Raw genomic sequence first — 23242 nt, forward strand, 5'->3', positions numbered from 1 at the left:
GCCCGAGAGCGTCGGAGAACGGTGTGGCCCGTTGGCTTTGAGTCGGCCTCAGCCCGCCAGCCGCCACCGGCCGTTGCGGGCAACCAGCGTGGTGAGCGCCTGCGGCATCAGCCCGGAGTGGTTGTCCGGCGTCATCCGGATCGGGCCGGAGAGACCGTCCATCTGGGACGTTTCCAGCACGTCGCGGAGGCCGTCGCGGTCCACCTTCCCGACCGGACCGCCGGCACGCAGCTCGGCATCGGCGATCAGCTGGACCGCGTCGGCGGCGAAGGACGAGGACCCGTTGTACCCGCCGAATCGCGCGGTGTAGTCCTGGAACCACTGCCGCCGGGCCGCCTTGGCCGGTGTGGTGGCGATCACGTCATCGATCACCATGGTCTGCGTGAAGATCAGCGTGGCACGCTCGGTGGCCTGGGCCGCCGCGCCGAGGAAGAGGTCGCCGGCCGCGCCCGCGTCGAAGAAGAGCGACCCACGGAAGGCGGCCTGCTGGGCGCTGGTGGCGGCGAGCGTCGCCTGCTCCGGCGGGGTCCAGATGACCAGCGCGTCGGGCTTTTCCTCGGCGAGCCGTCCGACCTGCTGACCGACCTCGGTGTCGGTGGTCTTCACCGACTCCTCGCCGACCGGCTTGATATTGGCCTTGGTCAGTTCGCGGCGGAGCGCGACGGCGCCCTCCCGGCCGTAGTCATCGTCGGTGTAGAGCAGACCCACCTTGCGGATGTTCTTGCGGCGCAGTTCTGTGGTGAGCGCGGAGGCGCTGTCCACGGCGTTCGGGCCCAGCTTGAACATGTAGCGCCGCTCGGCGGCCGGGCTGGCGATCGTCCCGGAAGCGGCGAGGGCAATGGTGGGGATTTTCTTCTCGTTGATGGTCCCGACCGCGCCGACCGCGCATTCGTTGCAGCCACCCATGATGATGGCGCTGACCCGGGAATCGCTGCTGAAGTCGACGACGTTGCGCAGTGACTCGGCGGCGTCGGAACGGTTGTCCTTCACCTTCAGCTCGATCTTCCGGTCGTTCAGTGCTCCGGAGGAGTTCAACTGGTCCCTCTTGAGTTCCAGCGCGCGCTGGTATGCCCGCCCGACGGGGGCGGCGGCGCCGGAGAGTTCGAGGTCCGCGGCGATCACGATCGGACTAGTGTCCTGCTCTGCCTCGCCGAACTGGCAGCCGGTGAGCGTGGTGGCCATTACGGCCGATGCGAGCGCCGCGATGGTCGCGGAGCGGATGGGGCTCAACTCAGTCCTCCAGGTGCGGGCGCGGGCGCTGCCCGGTCACCGCCGCTAATCCGTCCTCAGTAGAGGGACGGGATCGGTCTGCCGTACGGTGTGACGCGAAGCCTGCAAAACCTTGCCAATGGCCGGCGCTGTGGTCAAGCGCGGACCCTGGTTGCACTTTCGGGACGACCATCCCACATGCTGGGGTAACGCAATGTTTGCAAAAGCTCACTTTGCATACACGCGTGACCACTCTGGAGTCACATGCCCTGTTCAGGGGCTTGCGGAAATGAAGGTATCAGTTGACCGGATCACGGGTTGCGCGCCGTCCGACCGTTTCCTGCCTCACTGCGGCTTCCCAAACAGGATCTTCTCTGATGAAATCGCGGCCGTGCCGCGCGTGGTCCCCTCCGCCTACGGCACGGCTCGGCGGGTCAGGCGGGGAAGAAACGACGGAGGCGATGTCGTGAGCACCGGACCGACGACCCTGCCCGCGCTCGGCGACAGCGCTCGGCCCTCGCGCCGCCGGTTGCCGAGACTGCGTGACGCCCGGATCCGGTCCAAGCTGGCGCTGATCCTGGTCGTCCCGGTGGCGGCAGTGATCGCGCTGGCCACGGTCCGGCTGATCTCGGTTGGCGAGGGCGCCCTCGACGCCACTCGGGCGCGGTCACTCACCGCACTCTCCATCGACGTCAGCGCGCTGACGCAGGACCTCCACTCCGAGCGGATGGCCGCGGCGGCCTACCTGGCCACCCCGCAGCAGCCGGCCGACTCGTACAACCTGCGGGTCCGCCAGACGCAGCAGCGGGTGGACGAGTACCGCACCGAGCGGGGCCGGATCGGCGAGGTGCCGGCGGCGCTGCGGGGCCGGCTGGCGGCCATCGACGACCACCTGGCCACCCTGGACGCCACCCGTCAGGAGGTGCTCGACCGTCGGCAGATGGCCGTCGCCGAGGCGGTGCTGCGCTACGGCGTCATCCTCACCGACCTGGTCGCTTACGGCGACGGGCTGGCCCAGCTGCCTGGCGAGGAGAGCCTGTCGGACAGCCGCCGGGCGGTCGCCGCCTTCGCGCGGGCCAAGGCGTCCGTCGCCGAGGAGCAGGCGGTCGCCTTCACCGCGCTGACCGCCGGCCAGCTCGACTCGGAGCAGTTCTCCTCCTTCGTGGCCACGCTGACCAGCCAACAGGAGGCCCTGGTCTCCTTCTCGCTCGCCGCTGACCCGGTGCAGCGGTCCCTGGTCAACAGCACCGTCTCCGGCGACGCGGTCGGCCTGGCCGACCGGGTGGCCACCGACATCACCCGCTCGGTGGGGCGGCGCTCGCTGGTCGGCGTGCAGGACGCCACCGCCGCCATCGGCGCGGTCAACGATCTGATGCGCTGGGCCGAGGTCCAACTGCAGAACCGGCTGTTCGAGCAGGCCGACCAGGCGCGCTCGGACGTCATCCAGCAGGCTGTGGTCGAGTCGGTGCTGGTGCTGCTGACCCTGATCATCGCCGTGTCGCTGGCCGTGGTGCTGGCCCGGTCGCTGAACCACTCGCTGCGACGGCTGCGTGAGGGCGCGCTCTCGGTGGCCAACCACGACCTGCCCGACGCGGTCAAGCGGCTGCAGAACATGGGCAGCGTGGGCGACGGCGGGGTGGAGGAGATCGTCCGGCAGGTCCGGGACCCGATCCAGCTCACCAACCGCGACGAGGTCGGTCAGGTGGCGTTGGCATTCAACGTCGTGCACCGGGAGGCGGTCCGGGTCGCGGCTGAGCAGGCCGCGCTGCGTACCAGCGTCTCGGCGATGTTCCTCAACCTGGCCCGCCGTAGTCAGAGCCTGGTCGACAAGATGATCGGTGAGCTGGACGCGATCGAGCGCGGCGAGGAGGACCCGAAGCGGCTGGCACAGCTCTTCGAGCTGGACCACCTGGCCACGCGGATGCGCCGCAACGACGAGAACCTGCTGGTCCTGGCCGGCGCCGACTCCGCCGTACCGCGTCGCGACGACGCGCTGGTGGTGGACGTGCTGCGCGCCGCCCAGTCCGAGGTGGAGCTGTACAACCGGATCGAGTTCGGCACCGTCGACACCGACATCTCGGTCGCCGCGCACGCGGTCAACGACGTCGTGCGGCTCGTCGCTGAGCTGCTCGACAACGCCACCCGGTTCTCGCCGCCGAACACCACGGTGGTCGCCGACGGTCGCCGGATCCGCGACTACGTGCTGATCCAGATCGAGGACCGGGGGCTCGGCCTCAGCGACGAGCAGCTCGACTCACTCAACCGGCGACTGGCCGCGCCACCGAGCGTGGACGTCGCCGCGTTCCGGCTGATGGGTCTGGCAGTGGTGAGCCGGCTCGCCTCCCGCTACAGCATCCGGGTGGAGCTGCGCCGCAACGTCGAGGGCGGCACAGTCGCTCAGGTGACGCTGCCCGCCGCCACCGTGGTGCTGCCCGTCAACCGGGGCCGCGACCAGGTGCTCACCCGGCCACGCCAGCCGATGGCGGTCGAGCAGGCGCCGCTCACTCCGGCCGGCCACAGCGAGCCGTTCGCCGGCGCCACCACCGCGGCAGCGACGCTGCCCGACCAGTGGCGGACCAGCGCGCCGGCGCCGGCACAGTGGCAGTCCCCGCTGGATGCGCGGGACACCGCCCCGGCCGTGCAGGCCGGTAGCTTCAGCGGAGCGAACACGGCGGCCCCGGCCGCGCCGGCCCGGCCGGCGTACGGCAACACCACGGGTGCCTCGGTGGGCAGCCCGACCGTGGCCTACCCGACGATCGACCCGCTGCCCCGGCGCGGCTCCGCGGCGGACGCCACCGACGGGCGGAGCGCTCCGGTGCTGCCGGTCGGGCCGGTCGCCGGCCCCGGCGCGGTCGCACCGCCGGCCACGCTGCCGGCGCCGGCCGCACCGATCAGCACCCGGCCGGAGTTCCCCGCCGAGGCGCCGATCTTCCGGGAGATGGAGGCGGTCTGGTTCCGGTCGCACGGCGACGACGCCACCGCGATCTTCACCCGACCGAAGTTCGACTCGCCGCCGGCCACCGTCAGCGCCGGGTCGGCCGATGCGGGTCTGCGCACGGGCAACGGCGGCTACCCGGCAACCGCGTCCGCGCCGGCCGCGGCACCGGCCCGACCGCCGCTGCCCACCCGTACCCCGGGCAGTTCCAACGCCGACGGTCTCGGGCCGTCGGGCACCGGGAGCATCAACGGGTTCGACACGGGTGGAGCCGGCACGGCGCCGCCGTCGTACAACCCTCCGCCGGCCGCCCGAACGGCGCCATCCGCGCCCGCCGCTCCGAGCACGCCCGCCAGGCCGGCCACGGACCCGGACGCCTGGCGGACGGCGGCGGACGAGGGCTGGTCCCGGGCCAGCCGGGCTGCCGAGCCGGCCCCGGCCGGAACAACGCGCTCCGGGCTGCCCAAGCGGGTGCCGCAGGCGCAGCTCGTGCCGGGCGGTATCGAACCGAAGAGCGGCCGGGATCGCAGCCGGCGGACACCCGATGAAGTACGCGGCCTGTTGTCGGCCTACCACCGCGGCGTACAGCGCGGCCGGACGGCCGGTACGGACCTGAACAGCACCTCGACCAAGGAGAGCCGATGAACAGGCCAGCTGCCATGCAGGACATGGGTTGGCTGCTCACCAACTTCGCCGACAGCGTGGCGGGCATCGCCCACGTGGTGGCGGTGTCCGCCGACGGGCTGCTGCTCGCCTCTTCCCGGGATCTGCCCGGGGACCGGGCGGACCAGCTCGCCGCGATCACCTCCGGCGTGGTGAGCCTGACCGAGGGCGCGGCCCGGATGTTCAGCGCGGGCGGGGTGTTGCAGACCGTCATCGAGATGGACAGCGGCTACCTCTTCCTCATGTCGATCAGCGACGGCTCGTCGATGGCCGTGCTGGCCGCGCGTAGCTGCGACGTGGGCCAGGTGGGCTACGAGATGGCGCTGCTGGTCGAACGGGTGGGTGCCGCGCTGGTGCCGCTGCCACGGGACGCGGTGCGCTCGTAGCGCCTAGACACGGCGCGCGGCCCGCGTGCCGGACCAGGGATGGGAGGCGGTGTGGACCGGCTCCGCAGGGGACGAGGAGGTGATCGGGGATGGACCAACGACGCGCTGACCCGCGCGGCGCTCTGGTGCGTCCGTACGCGGTCACCCGTGGTCGTACCGAGCCCCGGCAGGACATCGCTCTCGAGGCGGTCCTCACGGCTTCTCCCACCCAGGTCGCCGAGTCCCGCTTCGCCGGGCATGACAAGCACCGCATCGCCACGGTCTGTGAAGGCCGGGCACAGTCGCTGGCGGAGATCGCCGCGTACACCCGGATGCCGCTGGGCGTCGCCCGGGTGGTGGTCGCCGACATGGTGACCGAGAGCCTGCTGACGTTACACACTGCTGCTCCCGCCGAGGGATTCGAGGAGCGAATGGAACTGCTTGGAAGGGTGCTAAGTGGACTTCGCAGGCTATGACCCCGCTGGGGGGCGGCAGAGCCGGGGAATCGTCTCCGCGAAGATCGTCGTCGCGGGCGGCTTCGGCGTCGGCAAGACGACACTCGTCGGTTCGATCTCCGAGATCACACCGCTGACCACCGAGGCGGTGATGACCGCGGCCGGTGTCGGCATCGACGACCCGTCCAAGGTGCCGGGCAAGGAGACCACCACGGTCGCCATGGACTTCGGCCGTATCACCATGGCCCAGGACCTGATCCTGTACCTCTTCGGCACACCCGGCCAGACCCGGTTCTGGTTCATGTGGGACGAGATCATCCGGGGTGCGGTGGGTGCCGCCGTGCTGGTGGACACCCGCCGGATCACCGATGCGTTCGCCCCGCTGGACTACTTCGAAAACCGCAACCTGCCGTACGTGGTGGCGCTGAACCGGTTCGACGGCGCTCCCCAGTACGACCTGGACGAGGTCCGCGAGGCGCTGGCCATCTCGCCGCACGTGCCGCTGGTGATGACCGACGCCCGGCACCGGGAGTCGGTCAAGCAGGTGCTGGTGACGGTGGTCGAGCACGCCATGCTCCGGCTCCAGTCCGAGCAGGGTCGAGGCTTCCCCACGCCGGTCGGCTGACCCGAGGCGGCCGGCCGGTCCGTTCCGGCCGGCCGCGACGCGTCAGTCGACCCGGAGCCGGTAGCCGCGCTTGACCACGGTCTGCACCACGCGGGGAGCGCGCAGGGCGGCCCGGAGCCGGGCCACGGCCATCTCCACCGCGTGCTCGTCCGCGCCACGGGGCAGGGCCCGCAGCAGCGCCGTGCGCGACAGCACCCGGCCGGGCGACTGGGCCAGCGCCCGCAGCACCGCCATCGGAGCAGGGGCGAGCGGGCGCAGCTCGCCGTCGATCACCGCGGCGTGCCCGCGCAGGGTGAGCAGGTGCCCATCGGCCTTGAACGTCATGGTTCGGCGGGGCAGCTCCTCGACGATGGTCCGTACCAGCGCGCCCAACCGGGCCCGGCTGGGCGCACAGACCGGCACCCCGCGCCGCAGCAGCGGCTCGGCGGTGACCGCGCCGACGCAACTGGCCAGTACGTCCTTGTGAAACGCGGACACCATTGCGTCGGTGCGGTCCCCGGCCGCCCGCAGCAGCGCCTCGGCCGCCGGTGCCGAGGTGAACGTCACCGCGTCCACCAGCCGGCCGGCGATCAGGTCGATCAGTCGGTGCAGCGGCGCCGGGTCGGTCGGCGGGGCCCAGCGGTAGACCGGCACCTCGATGACCGTGGCACCGGCCGCCTCCAGCGCGAGCGTGCACTCCGGCTGCCGCTCGCCGTGCAGCTGCATGGCGATCACCTGCCCGGCCACGCCGCGCCGGCGTAGGTGGTCGACCACCTCGTCGCAGCTCTCCGAGGCAGGCGACCACTGATCGTGCAGCCCTGCGGCCCGGACCGCACCGCGTGCCTTGGGGCCCCGGGCGACCACGTACGAGCTGGCCAGGACCGAGCGCAGCGACTCGGCCAGCCCCCAGCCCTCGGCCGCCTCGAGCCACCCACGCATGCCGATACCGGTGTTGGCCATCAGGATGTCCGGTGGCTGGTCCAGGCAGGCCCGGGTCGCCTCGCGCAGCTCGGTGTCGTCGGACAGCGGCACGATCCGCAGTGCCGGGGCGAGCACCACCCGGGCGCCTCGCCGTTCGAGCAGCGCGGCCAGCTCGTCGCGCCGCCGGTCGGCGGTCACCCCGATGGTGAAGCCGGCCAGTTCCTCCCGCATCAGCCCTCCTGTCGCAGCCGCACTTCGACCAGCCCGCCGCGGCAGCGCGCGTCGTGCCGGGTCACGGCCACCCCGGGCAGGTCGAGGCAGTGCCCGGTGCGGAGGTCGTACACCTGCTTGTGCAACGGCGAGGCGATCGTCGGCACCCCTCTGCGGCTGCCCACGATGCCCCGGGACAGCACGTACGCCCCGGAGACCGGATCGCGGTTGTCGATCGCGAACAGCCCGTCCGCGGTCCGGAAGAGGGCGACCTGCACCCCGTCGACCAGGGCGGCGACCCCCCGGTCCGGTTCCAGCCGGTCGAGAGGGCAGACCGGGGCCCAGCCCAGCGTGGTGGCGTGGTTCATCGCCGCACCTCCGGCAGGCCCAGCGCGACCGGCTGGGGTCGGGCCGGGGTGTGGCCGCCCGCCGGCACCGGCTGGCCGCGTTCCCGCGCAAAGGTGATCGACGGGTCGGGTACCTCGGGAGCATTGACGAAGGAGGTGTAGCGGCGCAGCCGATCCGGGTCGTCCAGCACGTCGCGCCACTCGTCGGAGTACGACGCCACGTGCCGGGCCATTGCCGCGTCCAGTTCGGCGCAGAGGCCCAGCGAGTCGTCCACGATCACCGAGCGCAGGTGGTCCAGGCCGCCGTCCATCGCCTCGATCCAGCCGGCCGTGCGCTGCAGTCGGTCGGCGGTGCGGATGTAATAGATCAAGAATCTGTCGATCAGCGAAATCAGCGCTTCCGTCGACAGGTCGGTGGCGAACAAATCGGCGTGCCGGGGCCGGAAGCCACCGTTGCCACCGACGTAGAGATTCCAGCCGCTTTCGGTGGCGATGATGCCGAAGTCCTTGCTACGTGCCTCGGCGCACTCCCGAGCGCAGCCGGAGACCGCTGACTTGATCTTGTGCGGGGCGCGCAACCCCCGATAGCGCAGCTCCAGCGCCACGGCCAACCCCACCGAGTCCTGCACCCCGTACCGGCACCAGGTCTCTCCGACGCAGGACTTCACCGTGCGCAGCGCCTTGCCGTACGCGTGGCCGGACTCGAAGCCGGCGTCCACCAGCCGCCGCCAGATCTGCGGCAACTGCTCCACCCGCGCCCCGAACAGGTCGATCCGCTGCCCGCCGGTGATCTTCGTGTAGAGCTGGAAGTCCCGGGCGACCTCACCGATCACGATCAGCTTTTCGGGGGTTATCTCGCCGCCGGGGATCCGGGGCACCACCGAGTAGCTGCCGTCGCGTTGCAGGTTGGCCAGGAAGTGGTCGTTGGTGTCCTGCAACGACGCCTGCTCCCCGTCGAGCACGTGCCCGGCGCCCAGCGAGGCGAGGATCGAAGCCACCACCGGCTTGCAGATGTCGCAGCCGCGCCCCCGACCGTGCTCGGCGACCAGCCGGGAGAAGGTGCGGATGCCGCGCACCCGGATGATCTCGAACAGCTCCCGCCGGCTGACGTCGAAGTGCTCGCAGAGCGCGGTGGACTGCGCCACCCCGGCCGCGTCCAGGAGTTGCTTCAGCGTCGGCACGCAGGAGCCACAGCTGGTGCCGGCCCTGGTGCACGCCTTCAACGCCGGTACGTCCGCGCAGCCGCCGGCGATGGCGGCGTCCACGTCGCTCCGGGTCACCGCGTTGCAGGAGCAGACCTGGGCGGTGGCGGGCAGCGCGCCGGCGTCCGCGCCGCCGCCGTCCGGGGCGAGCAGCGCCAGCGGCTTGGCCGGCAGCGGACCACCCACGCTCGCCCGCAGCGTCGGGTATGCGTTGGCGTCGCCGACCAGCACCCCGCCGAGCAGGGTGTGCGCGTCGTCGGAGAGGACCAGCTTCGCGTAGACCCGGGTGGCCGGGTCGGTGAACGTGACGTCCAGGCAGCCCGGGGTCGTGCCGTGCGCGTCGCCGAACGAGGCCACGTCGACGCCGAGCAGCTTCAGCTTGGTCGCGCTGTCCGCGCCCGGGAAGGTCGCCGCGCCGCCCACCAGCCGGTCGGCCACCACCTCGGCCGTCGCGTATCCCGGTGCGACCAGGCCGTGGCAGGTGCCGTCGACCGCCGCGCACTCGCCGACCGCCCAGATCCGCTCGTCGGCGGTGCGGCAGGTCGCGTCGACCAGCACCCCGCCGCGCGGACCCAGTGGCAGGCCGGCGGCTCGGGCCAGCTCGTCCCGGGGCCGGATGCCGGCGGCCACCACCACCAGATCCGCGTCGATATCAGCACCGTCGGAGAGCCCCAGGGCGGCAACGGCGCCGTCCGGGCCGGGCCGGATCGCGGTGGTGGCGACCCCGAGGTGGGTCCGCACGCCCAGCTCCTCGACGTAGCGGCGGAGCATCGCACCGCCGGCCTGGTCCACCTGCACCGGCATCAACCGGGGCGCGAACTCGACCACGTCGGTGCTCAGGCCGAGCAGCCGCAGGGCGTTCGCCGCCTCCAGCCCGAGCAGCCCGCCGCCGATCACCGCGCCGGCCCGCCGGCCTCGGGCGTACGCCTGGATCGCCGCGAGGTCGTCCAGGGTCCGGTAGACGAAGACTCCGGGCAGCTCCGTGCCGGGCACCGGCGGCACGAACGGGTAGGACCCGGTGGCCAGTACCAGCATGTCGTAGCGGTACTCGCCGGTGGCGGTGGTCACCACCCGCCGGCTCCGGTCGATGGCGGTGGCGGGCTCACCGAGACGCAGCCGCACCCCGTCGTGCGGGGTGTGCAGGTTGAGCTCACTCTCGCTCACCCCGTCGAAGAACGCCGAGAGCCGCACCCGGTCGTACGCCGGACGTCGCTCCTCGCCCAGCACGGTCACCCACCAGCGCCCCTGCGGGTCACGGGCGCGCAGCGCGTCAACGAAGCGCTGCCCGACCATCCCATTGCCGATGACGACCAGGTCACCGCCGCTCATCGCGCCACCTCCACCGATTCCGCCTCGGCCAGCCAGTCGACGATCCCGCCCACCGCGTCCCGGCATCCGCCGCAGCCGGTGCCGGCTCGGGTCGCCGCCGCCACCGCGCCGGCCGTCCGGGCCCCGGAGCGCCAGCTGCGCACCAGCGCGCCCTTGGTCACCGTGTTGCACTGGCAGACGGTGGCCGCGTCCGGCATCAGCGCCGGTGACGCGGCCGGCGCCGCACCGGTCGCGCCGAGCGACCGGCCCAACAGCAGCGTCCGCCGGTCGGCCGGCACCGGGTGACCGCGGTCGAAGAGCTGGATCACCGTGCCGACCGCCGGGTTGTCACCGAGCAGGATCGCGCCGATCAGTCGCTCGTCCCGGATCCGCAACCGGGCATACGTGCCCCGGGTCGGGTCCGTGAAGGTCAGCTCCTCGCCCGGCTCGCCACCCACCGCGTCGCCCATCGCGGCCAGGTCGATCCCGGCCGCCTTGAGTCGGGTCACCACAGGCCGTGGCCGGTATCGGGCCAGCGGGTCCGCCCCGGTCAGCACATCGGCGAGCACCCGGGCCTGGGCCCAGGCGGGTGCGACCAGTCCGGTGAGCGCGCCGTCGTGCTCGGCGCAGTCGCCGATCGCCGAGATGCGCCGGTCGCTGGTGCGCAGCCGGTCGTCCACCACCACGCCGCGTCGCAGGGTCAACCCGGCGGCCTCGGCGAGGGCGGTGTCCGGGCGTACCCCGCAGGAGAGCACCAGCAGGTCGGCGTGCAGCGATCGGCCGTCGGCCAGGTCGAGGCGTACGCCGTCGGCGTCCGTGGCCACGCCGGTCGCCGGCACCGCGAGCTGGATGGTGACGCCGAGATCGGCGAGCGTGCCGGCGAGCACGGCGCCGGCCGCCGGGTCGAGCTGCCGTTCCATCAGGTGCCCGGTCGGATGCACCACGGTTGTGGCCAGCCCGCGCGTGGCGAGCCCTCGGGCGGCCTCCAGGCCGAGCAGCCCGCCGCCGAGCACGAGTGCGCTGTGCGCGCCGTCCGCCGCGGCGAGGATCCGCCGGCAGTCGTCCAGGGTGCGGAACGGGACCACCCGCTCCGGCAGGTCGCCCGGGTCGAGGCCGGGCAGTGGCGGCACCACCGCCCGGCTGCCGGTGGCCAGCACCAGGTGGTCGTAGGAGATCCGTTCGCCGTGCGCGGTGCGGACCTCCCGGGCGGACCGGTCCACCGCGGTCACCGGTACGCCGATGCGCAGGTCGATGCCGTGCACGGCGGCCTCGGTCAGCTCCACGTCCGGCTCGCCGATCCGACCTGCCAGCAGCGTGGAGAGCATGATGCGGTTGTACGCGCGGTGCGGCTCCGCCCCGAGCACGGTGACCTTCCGGTCCCCTTCCCGGACGCGTAGCTCGCCGGCCAGCCGGGCGCCCGCCATCCCGTTGCCGACGATCACCACTCGGGCGGTCATGCCTTCTCCACCCTGACCGCGCAGATCTTGAACTCGGGCATCCCGGAGATCGGGTCCACCGCGTCGTTGGTCACTGAGTTGGCGCGGGCCACCCCGGCCCAGTGGAACGGGGCGAAGACGGTGTCTGGTCGGATCCCCGCGCTGAGCCGGGCCGGAGCGAGCATCTCGCCTCGGCGCGACGTGACCCGCACCGGGTCGCCGTCGTCGATGCCCAGCCGGGCGGCCAGGTCGGGATGCAGCTCGACGAACGCCTCGGGCGCGGCGCGGCGCAGCGCGGCCACCCGGCGGGTCTGGGTGCCGGACTGGTACTGGGCCAGCACCCGGCCGGTGGTGAAGTGCAGCGGGTAGGTGGCGCAGACCTCCTCGGCGGCCGGCCGGTGGTCGACGGGGTGGAACCGGGCCCGGCCGTCCGGGGTGGCGAACCGGTCGGTGAAGAGCCGTGGCGTGTCCGGCCCATCCTCGGCCGGGCAGGGCCAGTAGACGCCGTCAGCGGCGTCGATCCGGGCCCAGCTGATGCCGGCGTAGTCGGCGGCCCCGCCAGCGGAGGCGCGGCGCAGCTCGGCGAAGACGGCGGCCGGGTCGGCCGGGAACCGAGCCGCCGCGATGGCGTCCGGTCGGGCATCGGGTCCCCCCGCGGCCGGCCCGATGGCCGCGGGTCGGCTCTGCGCCTCGGTTGTCGGGTCAGCCGCGCCGGGAGCCGCCGGGTCGGCAGCGGCCAGCCGGACCGCGAGGTCGGAGATGATGGCCAGGTCGGTCCGGACGCCCGGTGGCGGCGGGCGTAACGCGCGCCGACGCAGCACACGACCCTCCAGGTTGGTCATCGTGCCGTCTTCCTCGGCCCACTGCGCGATGGGCAGCACCACGTCGGCCAGCGCGGCCGTCTCGGAGAGCAGCAGGTCGGCGACGACCAACAGGTCGAGGTCGCGCAGCCGGCGCTCGATCCGGGCCGCCCGGGGCGCGGAGACCACCGGGTTCGAGCCGAACACCAGTAGCGCGCGGGGACCGTCGGGAGTGCCGAGGGAGTCGAGCAGTTGGTAGGCGGGCACACCCGGGCCGGGCAGCTCGTCGGCCGGTACCCCCCAGACCCCGGCCACGTGCTCCCGGGCCACCGGGTCGTCGATCCGCCGGTAGCCGGGGAGCTGGTCGGCCTTCTGCCCGTGCTCCCGCCCGCCCTGGCCGTTGCCCTGGCCAGTGAGGCAGCCGTACCCCGAGCCGGTCCGGCCGGGCAGGCCCAGGGCAAGCGCCAGGTTCACGTACGCGGTGACCGTGTCCACTCCCTTGGCATGCTGTTCGGCACCGCGCGCGGTCAGGATGATCACTCGCCCGCCAGTGCCCAGCGCCCGGGCGGTCGCCTCCAGGTCGGCCACCGGCACCCCGGAGAGCTGCTCCGCGCGGGCCGGCCACCAGGCGGCGACACTGCGACGGACCACCTCGAAGCCGGTGGTCCGCTCGGCCACGTACGTCTGGTCGATCCAGCCCTCGATGAGCGCGATGTGCAGCAGCGCGTTGGCCACCGCGAGGTCGGTGCCGGGCAACGGTTGCAGGTGCAGATCGGCCAGGCGGGCGGTGGCGGTGACCCGGGGGTCCACGACGATCAGCCGGCCACCGTTACGGCGCTGCTCGGTGAGCCAGCGCACCAGCGGCGGCATGGTCTCCGCCGGGTTCGCGCCGACCAGCAGCAGGGTGTCGGCCTGGCCCAGGTCGGCCAGTGGGAACGGCAGCCCTCGATCGACCCCGAAGGCGCGCAGGCCGGCAGCCGCCGCCGAAGACATGCAGAATCGTCCGTTGTAGTCGATGTGCCGGGTGCGCAGTGCGATGCGGGCGAACTTCCCCAACGCGTACGCCTTCTCGTTGGTCAGGCCACCGCCACCGAAGACGGCGACCGCGTCCCGGCCGGCGCCGTCCTGGACGGTGCGGATGCCGGCGACGACCCGATCCAGCGCGGCGTCCCAGCTGGCCGGGCGCAGCTCGCCGGTGGCCGGGTCGCGCAGCAGCGGGGTGGTCAGCCGCTCCGGGTGGTCGAGCAGGTCGGCGGCGGTCCAGCCCTTCTGGCAGAGCCCGCCCCGGTTGGTGGGGAACTGGCGGGGGTGCACCGTCACCCCGTCGTCGTCCTGGCGCAGCACCATGCCGCACTGGAGCGCGCAGTACGGGCAGTGTGTCGCCACCTCTCGGGGCGTCCGCCCCGGGCGAGTTGCCGACCGCGCACCGTCTGTCATGTCGGGAAAGCGTGCCGCCGGGCGGTTTCCGGTCCGGGTCTCTTCTGTTTCGGTCCTGTCAAGTGGGGCTCACACCGCACAGGGGCAGCGGACGTGACGGGTGGGTGGTGTCCGTCGGCCTGCTGTCCGCCAGCCGTGGCCTGCGCCGCCCGCGTCTCACCGTGCGGTCGGTGCTACGCCAGTCACGCGGTTCCCGTCTAACATATGGGAAGGTTTTCTCATAGAATGGGAGAGTGCGATGAGCGTGGCGGACGCCTTCGACGCGGTTGCCGGCAGCTACGACGAGGCACGCAGGCGACTGGTGCCTTGCTTCGACGCCTTCTACGGCACCGCCGTCCAGGTGGCCGCTCCACCCCTGCGCGCCGCACTGGCCGCCGGGCGTGCCCCGGAGGTGCTGGATCTGGGCGCCGGCACCGGCCTGCTCTCGCTCCTGCTCGCCGAGGCGGTGCCGGGGGTGCGGCTGACCCTGGTGGACGCCGCGCCGGCGATGCTCGCCCGCGCCGCCGACCAGTTGAACGCCCGGTCCATACCGCACCGGACGGTCCGGGCCGGCCTGGCCGACCCGCTACCGGCCGGTCGGTACGACGCGGTGGTCAGCGCGCTGGCGATCCACCACCTGGACGACGCCGACAAGCGTGCGCTCTACCGGCGGGCCTCCGCGGCGCTGGTGCCCGGCGGGGTGTTCGTCAACGCCGAGCAGGTGGCCGGCCCGACCCCGGCCCTGGACCGGCGCTACGACGAGGTGTGGACGGCACGGATCACCGAGTTGGGCTCGCCCCCCGAGGAGATCGCCGCCGCCCGGGAGCGGATGCGGCACGACCGGCCGTCGACGGTCGCCGAGCAGTGCCAGTGGCTCGCCGAGGCAGGCCTGGTCGACGTCGACTGCTACTTCAAGGAATGGCGCTTCGCGGTGTTCGGCGGCCGGGCTGCCGAGTCGACCCGGTGAGGGCCGGAATGTGCGTTTCGACGACCGGGGGTGAGTTGGCGGGCGCGCGGATGACTGGTGGTCATACCGATGGGTAGTCTCCTCGGCATGACTGCCAAGGTGACCCTGTCGTTCACAGACGAGACGATCGAGGAGGCCCGGCGGTTCGCCAAGCGCGAAGGGCTGTCGCTCTCCGCGTGGATGGACCAGGCCGCCCGGGAGAAGGCGCTGCGCGAGGTCTTCACCGCGCATGCCGCCGCCGTGGGTCGCGCCGGCATGGACCTGGAGTCCGCCGCCCTCGCCGATGCCCGCGAGGTGGGCATGGTCGACGACCTGCTCTTCCGCGGCCGGCCGCGTGCTGCGTAGGGGTGAGGTCTGGCGCATCGAGGGCGCTCGGGAACGCCTCGGACTCGTGATCAGTTCGGACGTCTACAACTCCACCGACGTGCCGATCGTGATCGTGGTCGAGGTGGTCGAGGAGTCGCTGCTGCGGGACTCCCCGCTCGCCGTGACGATGGGCCGCTACGTGGTGATGCCCGACCGTCTCTCCTCGCCGATGAAGAAGTGGTTCACCGATTGCGTGGACGTCGCCGACACCGACACCATGCTCCGGGTCGGCCGCGCGCTGCGCATCCTCCAGGAGCTCTGACCTCCGACCGGGGTGCCCCGCTCACTACCGCTGCCGGCCCGCGGTGCGGTTACCGTTTCCGGGCCGACCCGCGACGGGCACCGCCCGGTAACCCGGTGTTCCTAGCGTTCCCCCTGGTCACATCGACGAGGAGGAGCCGCAGTGAGCACGCTCACCAGCACCGCAGTCACCGCCGTGCCGCCGGGCGCCACGGGGCGCCGGCACCGCCTCGACGACTGGCGCCCCGAGGACCCCGACTTCTGGCGGACAACGGGCGCACCGATCGCCCGGCGCAACCTCTGGGTCTCGATCTTCGCCGAGCACGTCGGCTTCTCGGTGTGGAGCCTCTGGTCGGTGACCGTGCTCTTCCTCGGCCCCGAGTACGGCATCGATCCGGCCGGGAAATTCCTGCTCACCGCGGTGCCGGCCGCGCTGGGCGCAGTGCTGAGGCTGCCGTACACGCTGGCGGTGGCCCGCTTCGGTGGGCGGCGCTGGACGATCGTCAGCGCACTGCTGCTGCTGGTGCCCGCGGTGCCGATGACGTTGCTGCTGGAGCCCGGGGTGTCCTACACCACGCTGATGGTGCTCGCCTGCCTCACCGGCGTCGGAGGTGGCAACTTCGCATCCTCGATGGCGAACATCAACCTGTTCTATCCACAGCGGCTGAAAGGCCGGGCCCTCGGGCTCAACGCCGGTGGCGGCAACCTGGGCGTACCCGCGGTGCAGTTGGTCGGGCTGGCGGTGCTGGCCACCGCCGGTGCCGCGTACCCCCGGCTGGTTCCGGCGGTCTACCTGCCGCTGATCGTGCTGGCCGCGCTGGCGGCGGCCCGCTGGTTGGACACCGTGCCCGGGGCGCGCAACGAGCCGGGCGCGCTGCGCGAGGCCGCCCGCGACCCGCACACCTGGATCATGTCGCTCCTCTACATCGGCACCTTCGGCTCGTTCATCGGGTTCGGCTTCGCGTTCGGTCAGGTGCTCCAGCTCCAGTTCGCCGAGCGGTTCCCGACCCCCGTCGACGCTGCCTGGTTGACCTTCCTCGGCCCGCTGGTGGGCTCGCTGATCCGGCCGCTGGGCGGGCACCTCGCCGACCGACTCGGCGGAGCCCGGGTGACCTTCTGGAACTTCGTGGCGATGGCGGCCGGCGCCGGAGCGGTGCTGTACGCGGCCCGGGAGCGCTCGTTCGGGCTCTACCTGGCCGGGTTCCTCGCCCTCTTCGTCTTCTCCGGCATCGGCAACGGCTCCACGTACAAGATGATCCCGGCCATCTTCCGGGCCCGGGCGGCGGACGCGGTGGCCGCGGGCCGGCGCGACCCGGAGGCCGCCGCCCGTTGGGCGCGGCGCATGACCGGCGCGTTGATCGGGATCGCCGGCGCGGTCGGCGCCTCCGGCGGGGTGCTGGTCAACGTCGCGTTCCGCCAGTCGTTCCTCGGCTCCGGCAAGGCCGACGCCGCCTACCTGGCGTTCATCGGCTGGTACGCGCTGTGTGTCGCGGTGACCTGGGTCGCGTATCGTCGTCCGAGGGCCGAAGGGCTCGCTGGCGTGTGAGCTGGGCCACGGCCGTTGGGTCGCCGCGCGGGGCCGTACCCCCGTTTTGACCTGCCGACCGGGCGCCCGGTATCGTTGCCTGCTGTTGTACGACATCCAGAGGCGTGCCCTATCAGGTACGCTTGGTCGTTCGTGCGCGCTGGTCCGGCCTGCAAGATCTGGTCACCTCGGCGCGCGACCCCAGACCGACGACGAGACAAGGTAGACCTGTGCGTACGTACAGCCCGAAGCCGGGTGAGATCGAGCGTCAGTGGCACGTCATCGACGCCTCTGATGTCGTGCTGGGCCGCCTGGCCACCCACGCCGCCACGTTGCTGCGTGGTAAGCACAAGCCGACTTTCGCGCCGCACGTCGACACGGGCGACTTTGTCGTCATCGTGAACGCGGGCAAGGTTGCGCTGACCGGCAACAAGCGCCAGACCAAGGTTGCTTACCGCCACTCCGGTTACCCGGGTGGTCTGAAGCAGGTCGGCTATGACGAGCTGCTGACCAAGCGCCCCGAGCGGGCCATCGAGCTGGCCGTGAAGGGGATGCTCCCGCACAACAAGCTCGGCCGTCAGCTGATCAAGAAGCTGAAGGTCTACGCCGGTGCCGAGCACCCGCACGGCGCTCAGCAGCCGATGCCGTTCGAGATCAAGCAGATCGCGCAGTGAGCGCGGGCGAAGGAAGCAGCATGACCGACATCACCGAGACCGAGGTTGCCCCCGAGGCCACCGAGGCGCCCGCGCCCGTCGCCCGCGCGCCGCGTGGTGACCGCCCGATCCAGACCGTGGGTCGGCGCAAGCAGGCCATCGTCCGGGTCCGTATCGTTCCGGGCACCGGCAAGATCACCTGCAACGGCCGCGACCTTGAGGCCTACTTCCCGAGCAAGGTGCACCAGCAGCTGATCAAGGACCCGCTGGTCACCGCCGAGAAGCCCGAGCAGTTCGACGTCATCGCCAACCTGCGCGGCGGCGGCACCACCGGCCAGGCCGGCGCGCTGCGGCTGGGCATCGCCCGGGCGCTGATCGTGAACGAGCCGGACGACCGCCCGGCCCTGAAGAAGGCCGGCTTCCTCACTCGGGACGCCCGGGTCAAGGAGAGCAAGAAGTACGGCCTCAAGAAGGCCCGTAAGGCTCCCCAGTACTCGAAGCGCTGATCTTCGCCAGCGCGTTGTACTTCTGACGGACGGCCGGTCCGCCTCCCCTCCAACGGGGAGGTGGGCCGGCCGTTCCGCTTTCTCCTTAACAGCAGTGTCATCGGAGGTTGGCGGCTATGGGTCGGTTGTTCGGCACGGACGGCGTACGCGGGCGGGCGAACGCGGATCTCACCCCCGAGTTGGCGCTCGCGCTGGCCGTGGCCGCCGCGCACACTCTCGCCGAGACGGACCGCAGCCATCCGCCGCTCGCGGTGGTCGGCCGGGACACCCGGGCCAGCGGGGAGATGCTGGAGGCTGCCGTGGTGGCCGGGCTCACCAGCGCCGGTGCCAACGTGGTGCGGGTCGGCGTGCTGCCCACCCCGGCGGTGGCGTACCTCACCGCGGAGGCCAAGGCAGACCTCGGCGTGATGCTCTCCGCGTCACACAACCCGATGCCGGACAACGGCATCAAGCTCTTCGCCGCCGGCGGGCACAAGCTGCCCGACGAGATCGAGATGCAGATCGAGGCGGCCGTCGAGACGAACGCCACCACCGCCTGGGACCGGCCGATCGGCGCCGGCGTCGGCCGGGTGCACGACCTGCTCGACGGTGCGGACCACTACGTCCAGCACCTGGTCGGCACCGTGCCGCACCGGCTCGACGGGATCAAGGTCGTGGTCGACTGCGCCAACGGAGCCGCCGCCGAGGTAGCCCCGGTCGCCTACCGGGAGGCTGGCGCGGAGGTCGTGGCGATCCACGCCGAGCCGGACGGGCTGAACATCAACGACGACTGCGGCTCCAACCACATCGAGGCGCTGCGCGAGGCCGTGGTCGAGCACGGCGCCCACCTGGGCATCGCCCACGACGGTGACGCCGACCGCTGCGTGGCGGTCACCGCCGACGGCGACGAGGTCGACGGCGACGAGGTGATGGCGATCCTCGCGCTGGCCATGCGGGACGCCGGCACGCTCACCCAGGACACCCTGGTGGCCACCGTGATGAGCAACCTCGGGCTGCGGCTGGCCATGTCCGCGCAGGGCATCCGGCTGATCGAGACCAAGGTCGGCGACCGGTACGTGCTGGAGGAGCTGCGCGGCTCCGGGCTGGCGCTCGGCGGCGAGCAGAGCGGCCACATCGTCATGCCCGCACACGCCACCACCGGCGACGGGGTGCTCACCGGCCTGCACCTGATGGCCCGGATGGCGGCCACCGGCCGGTCCCTGGCCGAGCTGGCCTCGGTGGTCACCAAGCTGCCCCAGGTGCTGATCAACGTGCCCGTCGGCGACCGGACCGTCGGCGCCAACGCACCGGCCGTACGCGCCGAGGTCGAGCGGGTCGAGGCGGAACTTGGCGAGACCGGCCGGGTGCTGCTGCGCCCGTCGGGCACCGAGCCGCTGGTCCGGGTGATGGTCGAGGCGGCTACCGAGCAGACCGCCCGCGAGGTCGCCGAGCGGATCGCCGAGCAGGTCCGCACCGCCAGCCCTGTCGGCTGAAACCGCCGTCCCGCTGCGCCGTCACAGCCGTAGCCGGGCCGCCCGCTCGTACGTCTCGGCCGGGTCCTCGCCGTCGGTGAGGTCCAGGTCCTCGGTGACACGTCCGTCGTTCAGACGGACCAGTCGGTCGCAGCGGGCGGCGATGGCCTGTTCGTGTGTGGCCAGCAGGATGGTCATGCCGTGCCGGTCGCGAAGGTCGAGCAGCAGATCGAGGATCTGCCCGCCGGTGGTCGAGTCGAGGTTGCCGGTGGGCTCGTCGGCCAGGAGCAGGCCCGGTGTGCCCATCAGCGCCCGGGCGATGGCGACCCGTTGCTGCTGACCGCCGGAGAGCTGCGCGGGCAGCGCGCGCTCCCGCCCGGCCAGGCCAACCGCGTCCAGCAACTCCCGGGCTCGGGCCGCGTGATCGGCCCGGCCCCGGCGGGGGAGGACGGGCGCGATCACGTTGTCCAGCACGGTGAGCGCGGGCAGCAGGTGATAACGCTGGAACACGAAGCCGACCCGTTGCCGGAAGCGTGCCAGCGCCGCCCTGCGCAGGCTGCTGACCACCACGCCGTCGACGGTGACGGTGCCCTCGTCGGGCTGCTCGATCGCGCCGATCAGGTGTAGCAGCGTCGACTTGCCCGACCCGCTCGGCCCGGTCAGCGCGACCACCGAACCGGCCGCGATGGTCAGGGACACGTCGTCGACGGCCGTCAACCGGTCCGCGCCGGTGCCGAACTGTCGGATCAGGTGGTCGACCGCGATCGCGCTGCCGCTCTGCTCGCTCATGATCTGCTACTCCTCTGCCAGTAGTCGGGCGGGCCGCAGGCGCGGCAACAGAGCGGCGGGCACCAGCGCGGCGACGGCGCTGACCAACGCGCCCGCCAGCGCCGTCAGCGCGGCGACCAGGACCAGCGCGCCGGGAAGGTCGCCGATCAGCCAGCCCGCGCTGGCCAGGCCGATCGCCGCTCCGGTCGTCGCCCCCACGATCCCCAGCGCCAGCCCTTCGTAGCCGACCAGCCGGCCCAGCTCGGCGTCGGTCCAGCCGATCGCGCGCAGGGTTGCCAGCTCGGCGGCCCGGTCGCGGATGTTCAGGTAGAGCACGTCCGCGACCGCTGCGGCACCGAGCAGCACCGTGGCGGCAGCGGCCACGGTGTCCGCGCCGCGCACGCTCAGCGAGACCATGTCGCCGAGCAGACTGCCGACGATTGCGCCCCGGAACGCCCACGTGGCGGCGGCGACCAGCGTCAGCGCGGCCACCCCGATCGCCAGCGCACCGGCACCGAGGAATGTGCGCCCGGGGGTGCGGGCCAGGTTGACCAGGGCCAGCCCGAAGAGGGTCCGCGGCCGACGTGCCCAGCCGGCGGGAGCGACCATCGGGCGGAGGGCGGCGGCCGGGTGGGCGCGCGCGGCCCGCAGCGCCGGCACCAGGCCCGCGGCCAGAGCGAGCAGCAGGGCGATGGGTACGGCCAGGGCCGACCGCCGCCAGTCGACGTCGATGCCGAGCGCCATCCCGAGCGGCACCGCGAGCGTCAGCGACAACAGACCGGCGATGAGCCCGAGCAGGGCGACCTCGCCGAGGATCAGCGCCGCGATCCGACGGACCGGCCAGCCGAGGCAGGAGAGCACCGCCAGTTCGGAGCGCCGGTCGCGGACGGCAGCGCTGACCGCGTTGCCGAGGAACAGCACGCAGACCACCAGCACCAGCACGAAGAGCACCAGGCTCTTACGGTCCACCGCCTGCGTGATGACCGATGCCACGCCGAGTGCCGACCAGTTCTCGGTCAGCCGCAGCATCGGCCGTCCGAACGAGCCGGCGGGCAACTCCACGGTCTGTGGTGCGGCCGAGGAGCCGAGCGTGATGTCGACGTCCAGCCCGGTGCGTGCCGCGATCTGCTCGGCGACCAGCCGGACCCGCTCGGCGGAATGCTCGCTGTAGCCGCCCACATCGGCCACCCGCACCCGGATCGCGCTGATCGGCGCCCTGGCCTGTGGCCCGCCGCCGCCCTGAAGGAGTTTCGGCACGCTGCCGAGGTTGGTGAGGAGCAGCGGCGGCGCCGAGAGGTAGCCGGCGGGATTGCCGCTGGGCGCCAGTGGCTGACCGCCCAGTGCTGCCCGGCTGCGGTCGTCGGCACCCTGCGCCATCGGCGCCTGGTAGGTCTCCAGCGGGAGTTGGCCGAGGTCGCTGAACCCGGTCAGCCGGCCCGGGTCGAAGACACCGATGGCCCGCCAGAAGCGATTGGGGGTGTTTCCGCCCGTGGGTAGCGGCAGCGCCCGTACCGATCGCGAACCGCTGTCGTCGGCGAGCCAGGGTCGGGGCATCGGGTTGAAGGCTTCCTCTTCGCCGTACACCTCGGGGTTGCCGGGCGGCTGCTGGCGCGCGCGCAGGCTGCCGTCGGGTAGCCGGTCGTACTGCACGTCGGCCGACTGCACGACGGTTTGCAGTTGGCCGACACAGCACCCGGCCGGCGACAGCTCCTCGGTCAGCATCGCCTGGTGGCCGGCGGTGAGGTCGTACCGGCTGGACCCGGCCGGAGTCCCACCAGGGCGGCTCAACGTCTTTTCCAGGTCGATTGCCTCCACGCCGACGGGACTGATCGCGAGCCGGGTGAATCTGGCCGCCAGCGACTCGTCGATGAAGGGTCGGTTGGTGACGAGGACCGGCACCTCGTGGTTCTCCGCCGTGCCGAGGCGTCTGACGGCAACCGTGTCGTCCACGCGGACGGATCGGCCCGTGACCACGGCATCGTCGAGGCCGACCAGCTGTTCCTCGGCCGCCGGGTCCACCGCCGCCAGGAGGAACGGCACGGTCAGGTCGTACGCCAGCACCAGCCGGTCGGCGGGTGTCGAGGAGCCGTCCCGGTCGGTCGCCAGCAGGTAGGGCGGGCCTTGGAACCGGCCGTCGGGCAGCAGTTGCACGGCGTCCAGGGACCAGTGCTCGCGCTCGGAGAGCGTGCCCGGGTTTCCGAGCAGGGCGAATTGCGGATCGCAGATGGGAAGGCTGCGCCCGTCCGGCTGCACCTCCCGGGTAGTAAGCCCACAGGTGTCCGACCAGGGGTACGACCGCCCATCGGAGTACGGCGTGGCACTGCTGTCGATCTCCCCGTCGAGCCGGGGGTAGATCAGCGGCTTCGTGGTCACGTACACGTACCGGGGTTTGCCCGGCGCGCTGGAGAGACCGCGTTCGGCGTGGAAGGTCGGGTCGACCCGGATGACCTGACGATCGAGCGATCGGTCGACGGCGTCGGTGAGGTCGATCGGCGTCGGTAGCAGGGTGGTGGAATAGCCGAGCATCGCGATCGGGGCCGCCACCTCGATGCCGGGGACCGCTTGTACCTGCTCGTACTGCTGGGCGGTGATGCCGCCGAAGAGCCCGGAGAGATAGTTGGGGCGGACGAGCCCGCGCTCGGCCTCCAGCGGAGTGCGCGTCCCCTTCGGACGGACCAGGATCTCGTAGGCGACCTGGGTGTTGCGCTCGACCGTGCCGATGACGTCCAGGTGGGAGGTGGTGGTGGCGCCGGTCAGGACCACGAAGCCGGTGGTGGCCACCAGCACGCCGACCAACAGCGCCACCGACCGCCCCGCACGGCCGCGCAGCTGTCTCCAGATGAAGCCGAGCATGTCGCGCCTCCCCGTGTGCTGTCTCCCACTCTGCGCGATACA

19 protein-coding genes are annotated in these 23242 nt (G+C 72.4%); 11 read left to right on the forward strand and 8 right to left on the reverse strand.

Annotated elements, in window-relative coordinates:
* Nucleotides 1-48: 48 nt before the first annotated feature.
* Nucleotides 49-1230, reverse strand: coding sequence for an ABC transporter substrate-binding protein (locus tag OG990_RS33420; RefSeq protein ID WP_328420452.1), 1182 nt, complete (start codon nucleotides 1228-1230; stop codon nucleotides 49-51).
* 445 nt (nucleotides 1231-1675) lie between these two features.
* On the opposite strand from OG990_RS33420, the gene OG990_RS33425 reads away from it, so the two are divergent.
* The 4 genes from OG990_RS33425 (at nucleotide 1676) to OG990_RS33440 (ending at nucleotide 6252) form a co-directional block, all read left to right on the forward strand.
* Nucleotides 1676-4789 (forward strand): nitrate- and nitrite sensing domain-containing protein, encoded by a 3114-nt coding sequence (locus tag OG990_RS33425; RefSeq protein WP_406078264.1) that lies wholly within the window; start codon nucleotides 1676-1678, stop codon nucleotides 4787-4789.
* Nucleotides 4786-5193: a roadblock/LC7 domain-containing protein gene (locus tag OG990_RS33430; protein WP_007465177.1), complete on the forward strand. Its 408-nt coding sequence runs from the start codon at nucleotides 4786-4788 to the stop codon at nucleotides 5191-5193. Before OG990_RS33425 ends, OG990_RS33430 begins: the two co-directional genes overlap by 4 nt.
* A gap of 89 nt (nucleotides 5194-5282) precedes the next feature.
* Nucleotides 5283-5648 carry a DUF742 domain-containing protein gene (locus tag OG990_RS33435; RefSeq protein WP_406078265.1) on the forward strand — a complete coding sequence of 122 codons (366 nt, stop codon included), beginning with the start codon at nucleotides 5283-5285 and terminating at the stop codon, nucleotides 5646-5648.
* On the forward strand, nucleotides 5629-6252 hold the full coding sequence (locus OG990_RS33440) for an ATP/GTP-binding protein (RefSeq protein WP_328420446.1): 624 nt from the start codon (nucleotides 5629-5631) through the stop codon (nucleotides 6250-6252). Before OG990_RS33435 ends, OG990_RS33440 begins: the two co-directional genes overlap by 20 nt.
* Nucleotides 6253-6294: 42 nt before the next feature.
* Here OG990_RS33440 and OG990_RS33445 read toward each other — a convergent pair whose 3' ends face one another.
* From OG990_RS33445 to OG990_RS33465, 5 genes are read right to left on the reverse strand one after another with little or no spacing between them, the layout of a single operon-like run.
* Nucleotides 6295-7383, reverse strand: coding sequence for a uroporphyrinogen-III synthase (locus OG990_RS33445; RefSeq protein WP_328420445.1), 1089 nt, complete (start codon nucleotides 7381-7383; stop codon nucleotides 6295-6297).
* On the reverse strand, nucleotides 7383-7730 hold the full coding sequence (gene nirD / locus OG990_RS33450; protein WP_328420443.1) for a nitrite reductase small subunit NirD: 348 nt from the start codon (nucleotides 7728-7730) through the stop codon (nucleotides 7383-7385). The genes OG990_RS33445 and nirD overlap by 1 nt, the downstream gene beginning before the upstream one ends.
* A complete protein-coding gene (nirB, locus tag OG990_RS33455) occupies nucleotides 7727-10240 on the reverse strand; it encodes a nitrite reductase large subunit NirB (RefSeq protein ID WP_406078266.1) in 2514 nt (837 codons plus the stop codon). Before nirB ends, nirD begins: the two co-directional genes overlap by 4 nt.
* Nucleotides 10237-11676: an FAD-dependent oxidoreductase gene (locus tag OG990_RS33460; RefSeq protein WP_406078267.1), complete on the reverse strand. Its 1440-nt coding sequence runs from the start codon at nucleotides 11674-11676 to the stop codon at nucleotides 10237-10239. The genes nirB and OG990_RS33460 overlap by 4 nt, the downstream gene beginning before the upstream one ends.
* Nucleotides 11673-13892, reverse strand: a complete 2220-nt coding sequence (locus OG990_RS33465; protein WP_406078268.1) for a molybdopterin oxidoreductase family protein — start codon at nucleotides 13890-13892, stop codon at nucleotides 11673-11675. The genes OG990_RS33460 and OG990_RS33465 overlap by 4 nt, the downstream gene beginning before the upstream one ends.
* Before the next feature lie 238 nt (nucleotides 13893-14130).
* Between OG990_RS33465 and OG990_RS33470 the strand changes: the two genes are divergently transcribed.
* The 7 genes from OG990_RS33470 to glmM all read left to right on the forward strand — a co-directional run bounded on the left by OG990_RS33470 (nucleotide 14131) and on the right by glmM (nucleotide 19600).
* Entirely contained in the window at nucleotides 14131-14838 is a 708-nt protein-coding gene (locus OG990_RS33470) for a class I SAM-dependent methyltransferase (protein WP_406078269.1), read from the forward strand.
* A gap of 87 nt (nucleotides 14839-14925) precedes the next feature.
* Nucleotides 14926-15183 (forward strand): DUF6364 family protein, encoded by a 258-nt coding sequence (locus tag OG990_RS33475; RefSeq protein ID WP_328420433.1) that lies wholly within the window; start codon nucleotides 14926-14928, stop codon nucleotides 15181-15183.
* A complete protein-coding gene (locus OG990_RS33480) occupies nucleotides 15122-15466 on the forward strand; it encodes a hypothetical protein (protein ID WP_406078270.1) in 345 nt (114 codons plus the stop codon). The genes OG990_RS33475 and OG990_RS33480 overlap by 62 nt, the downstream gene beginning before the upstream one ends.
* A gap of 141 nt (nucleotides 15467-15607) precedes the next feature.
* On the forward strand, nucleotides 15608-16990 hold the full coding sequence (locus tag OG990_RS33485; RefSeq protein WP_406078271.1) for an MFS transporter: 1383 nt from the start codon (nucleotides 15608-15610) through the stop codon (nucleotides 16988-16990).
* A gap of 209 nt (nucleotides 16991-17199) precedes the next feature.
* The gene (rplM, locus tag OG990_RS33490) at nucleotides 17200-17643 is read left to right on the forward strand and encodes a 50S ribosomal protein L13 (RefSeq protein WP_109815637.1); all 444 of its coding nucleotides are present in this window, start codon (nucleotides 17200-17202) and stop codon (nucleotides 17641-17643) included.
* Nucleotides 17644-17663: 20 nt separating this feature from the next.
* The gene (rpsI, locus tag OG990_RS33495) at nucleotides 17664-18128 is read left to right on the forward strand and encodes a 30S ribosomal protein S9 (protein WP_328420426.1); all 465 of its coding nucleotides are present in this window, start codon (nucleotides 17664-17666) and stop codon (nucleotides 18126-18128) included.
* A gap of 116 nt (nucleotides 18129-18244) precedes the next feature.
* Nucleotides 18245-19600, forward strand: a complete 1356-nt coding sequence (glmM, locus tag OG990_RS33500; protein WP_328420424.1) for a phosphoglucosamine mutase — start codon at nucleotides 18245-18247, stop codon at nucleotides 19598-19600.
* A gap of 21 nt (nucleotides 19601-19621) precedes the next feature.
* Here glmM and OG990_RS33505 read toward each other — a convergent pair whose 3' ends face one another.
* Both OG990_RS33505 and OG990_RS33510 read right to left on the reverse strand, forming a co-directional pair.
* Nucleotides 19622-20368 carry an ABC transporter ATP-binding protein gene (locus tag OG990_RS33505; RefSeq protein WP_406078272.1) on the reverse strand — a complete coding sequence of 249 codons (747 nt, stop codon included), beginning with the start codon at nucleotides 20366-20368 and terminating at the stop codon, nucleotides 19622-19624.
* Nucleotides 20369-20374: 6 nt separating this feature from the next.
* Nucleotides 20375-23200, reverse strand: a complete 2826-nt coding sequence (locus tag OG990_RS33510; RefSeq protein ID WP_406078273.1) for an FtsX-like permease family protein — start codon at nucleotides 23198-23200, stop codon at nucleotides 20375-20377.
* Between the last annotated feature and the right edge of the window lie 42 nt (nucleotides 23201-23242).

Origin of the sequence: Micromonospora sp. NBC_00858, from assembly GCF_045207365.1 — a bacterium.
Classification (GTDB): Bacteria; Actinomycetota; Actinomycetes; order Mycobacteriales; family Micromonosporaceae; genus Micromonospora.

Bases quoted from the DNA above. Each gene is read 5' to 3' on its own strand.
- OG990_RS33460 (WP_406078267.1), bottom strand. From the start codon at position 11,676: ATGACCGCCCGAGTGGTGATCGTCGGCAACGGGATGGCGGGCGCCCGG.
- glmM (WP_328420424.1), top strand. From the start codon at position 18,245: ATGGGTCGGTTGTTCGGCACGGACGGCGTACGCGGGCGGGCGAACGCG.
- rpsI (WP_328420426.1), top strand. From the start codon at position 17,664: ATGACCGACATCACCGAGACCGAGGTTGCCCCCGAGGCCACCGAGGCG.
- OG990_RS33505 (WP_406078272.1), bottom strand. From the start codon at position 20,368: ATGAGCGAGCAGAGCGGCAGCGCGATCGCGGTCGACCACCTGATCCGA.
- OG990_RS33435 (WP_406078265.1), top strand. From the start codon at position 5,283: ATGGACCAACGACGCGCTGACCCGCGCGGCGCTCTGGTGCGTCCGTAC.
- OG990_RS33445 (WP_328420445.1), bottom strand. From the start codon at position 7,383: ATGCGGGAGGAACTGGCCGGCTTCACCATCGGGGTGACCGCCGACCGG.
- OG990_RS33510 (WP_406078273.1), bottom strand. From the start codon at position 23,200: ATGCTCGGCTTCATCTGGAGACAGCTGCGCGGCCGTGCGGGGCGGTCG.
- OG990_RS33465 (WP_406078268.1), bottom strand. From the start codon at position 13,892: ATGACAGACGGTGCGCGGTCGGCAACTCGCCCGGGGCGGACGCCCCGA.
- OG990_RS33475 (WP_328420433.1), top strand. From the start codon at position 14,926: ATGACTGCCAAGGTGACCCTGTCGTTCACAGACGAGACGATCGAGGAG.
- nirB (WP_406078266.1), bottom strand. From the start codon at position 10,240: ATGAGCGGCGGTGACCTGGTCGTCATCGGCAATGGGATGGTCGGGCAG.
- OG990_RS33470 (WP_406078269.1), top strand. From the start codon at position 14,131: ATGAGCGTGGCGGACGCCTTCGACGCGGTTGCCGGCAGCTACGACGAG.
- OG990_RS33480 (WP_406078270.1), top strand. From the start codon at position 15,122: ATGCCCGCGAGGTGGGCATGGTCGACGACCTGCTCTTCCGCGGCCGGC.
- nirD (WP_328420443.1), bottom strand. From the start codon at position 7,730: ATGAACCACGCCACCACGCTGGGCTGGGCCCCGGTCTGCCCTCTCGAC.
- OG990_RS33430 (WP_007465177.1), top strand. From the start codon at position 4,786: ATGAACAGGCCAGCTGCCATGCAGGACATGGGTTGGCTGCTCACCAAC.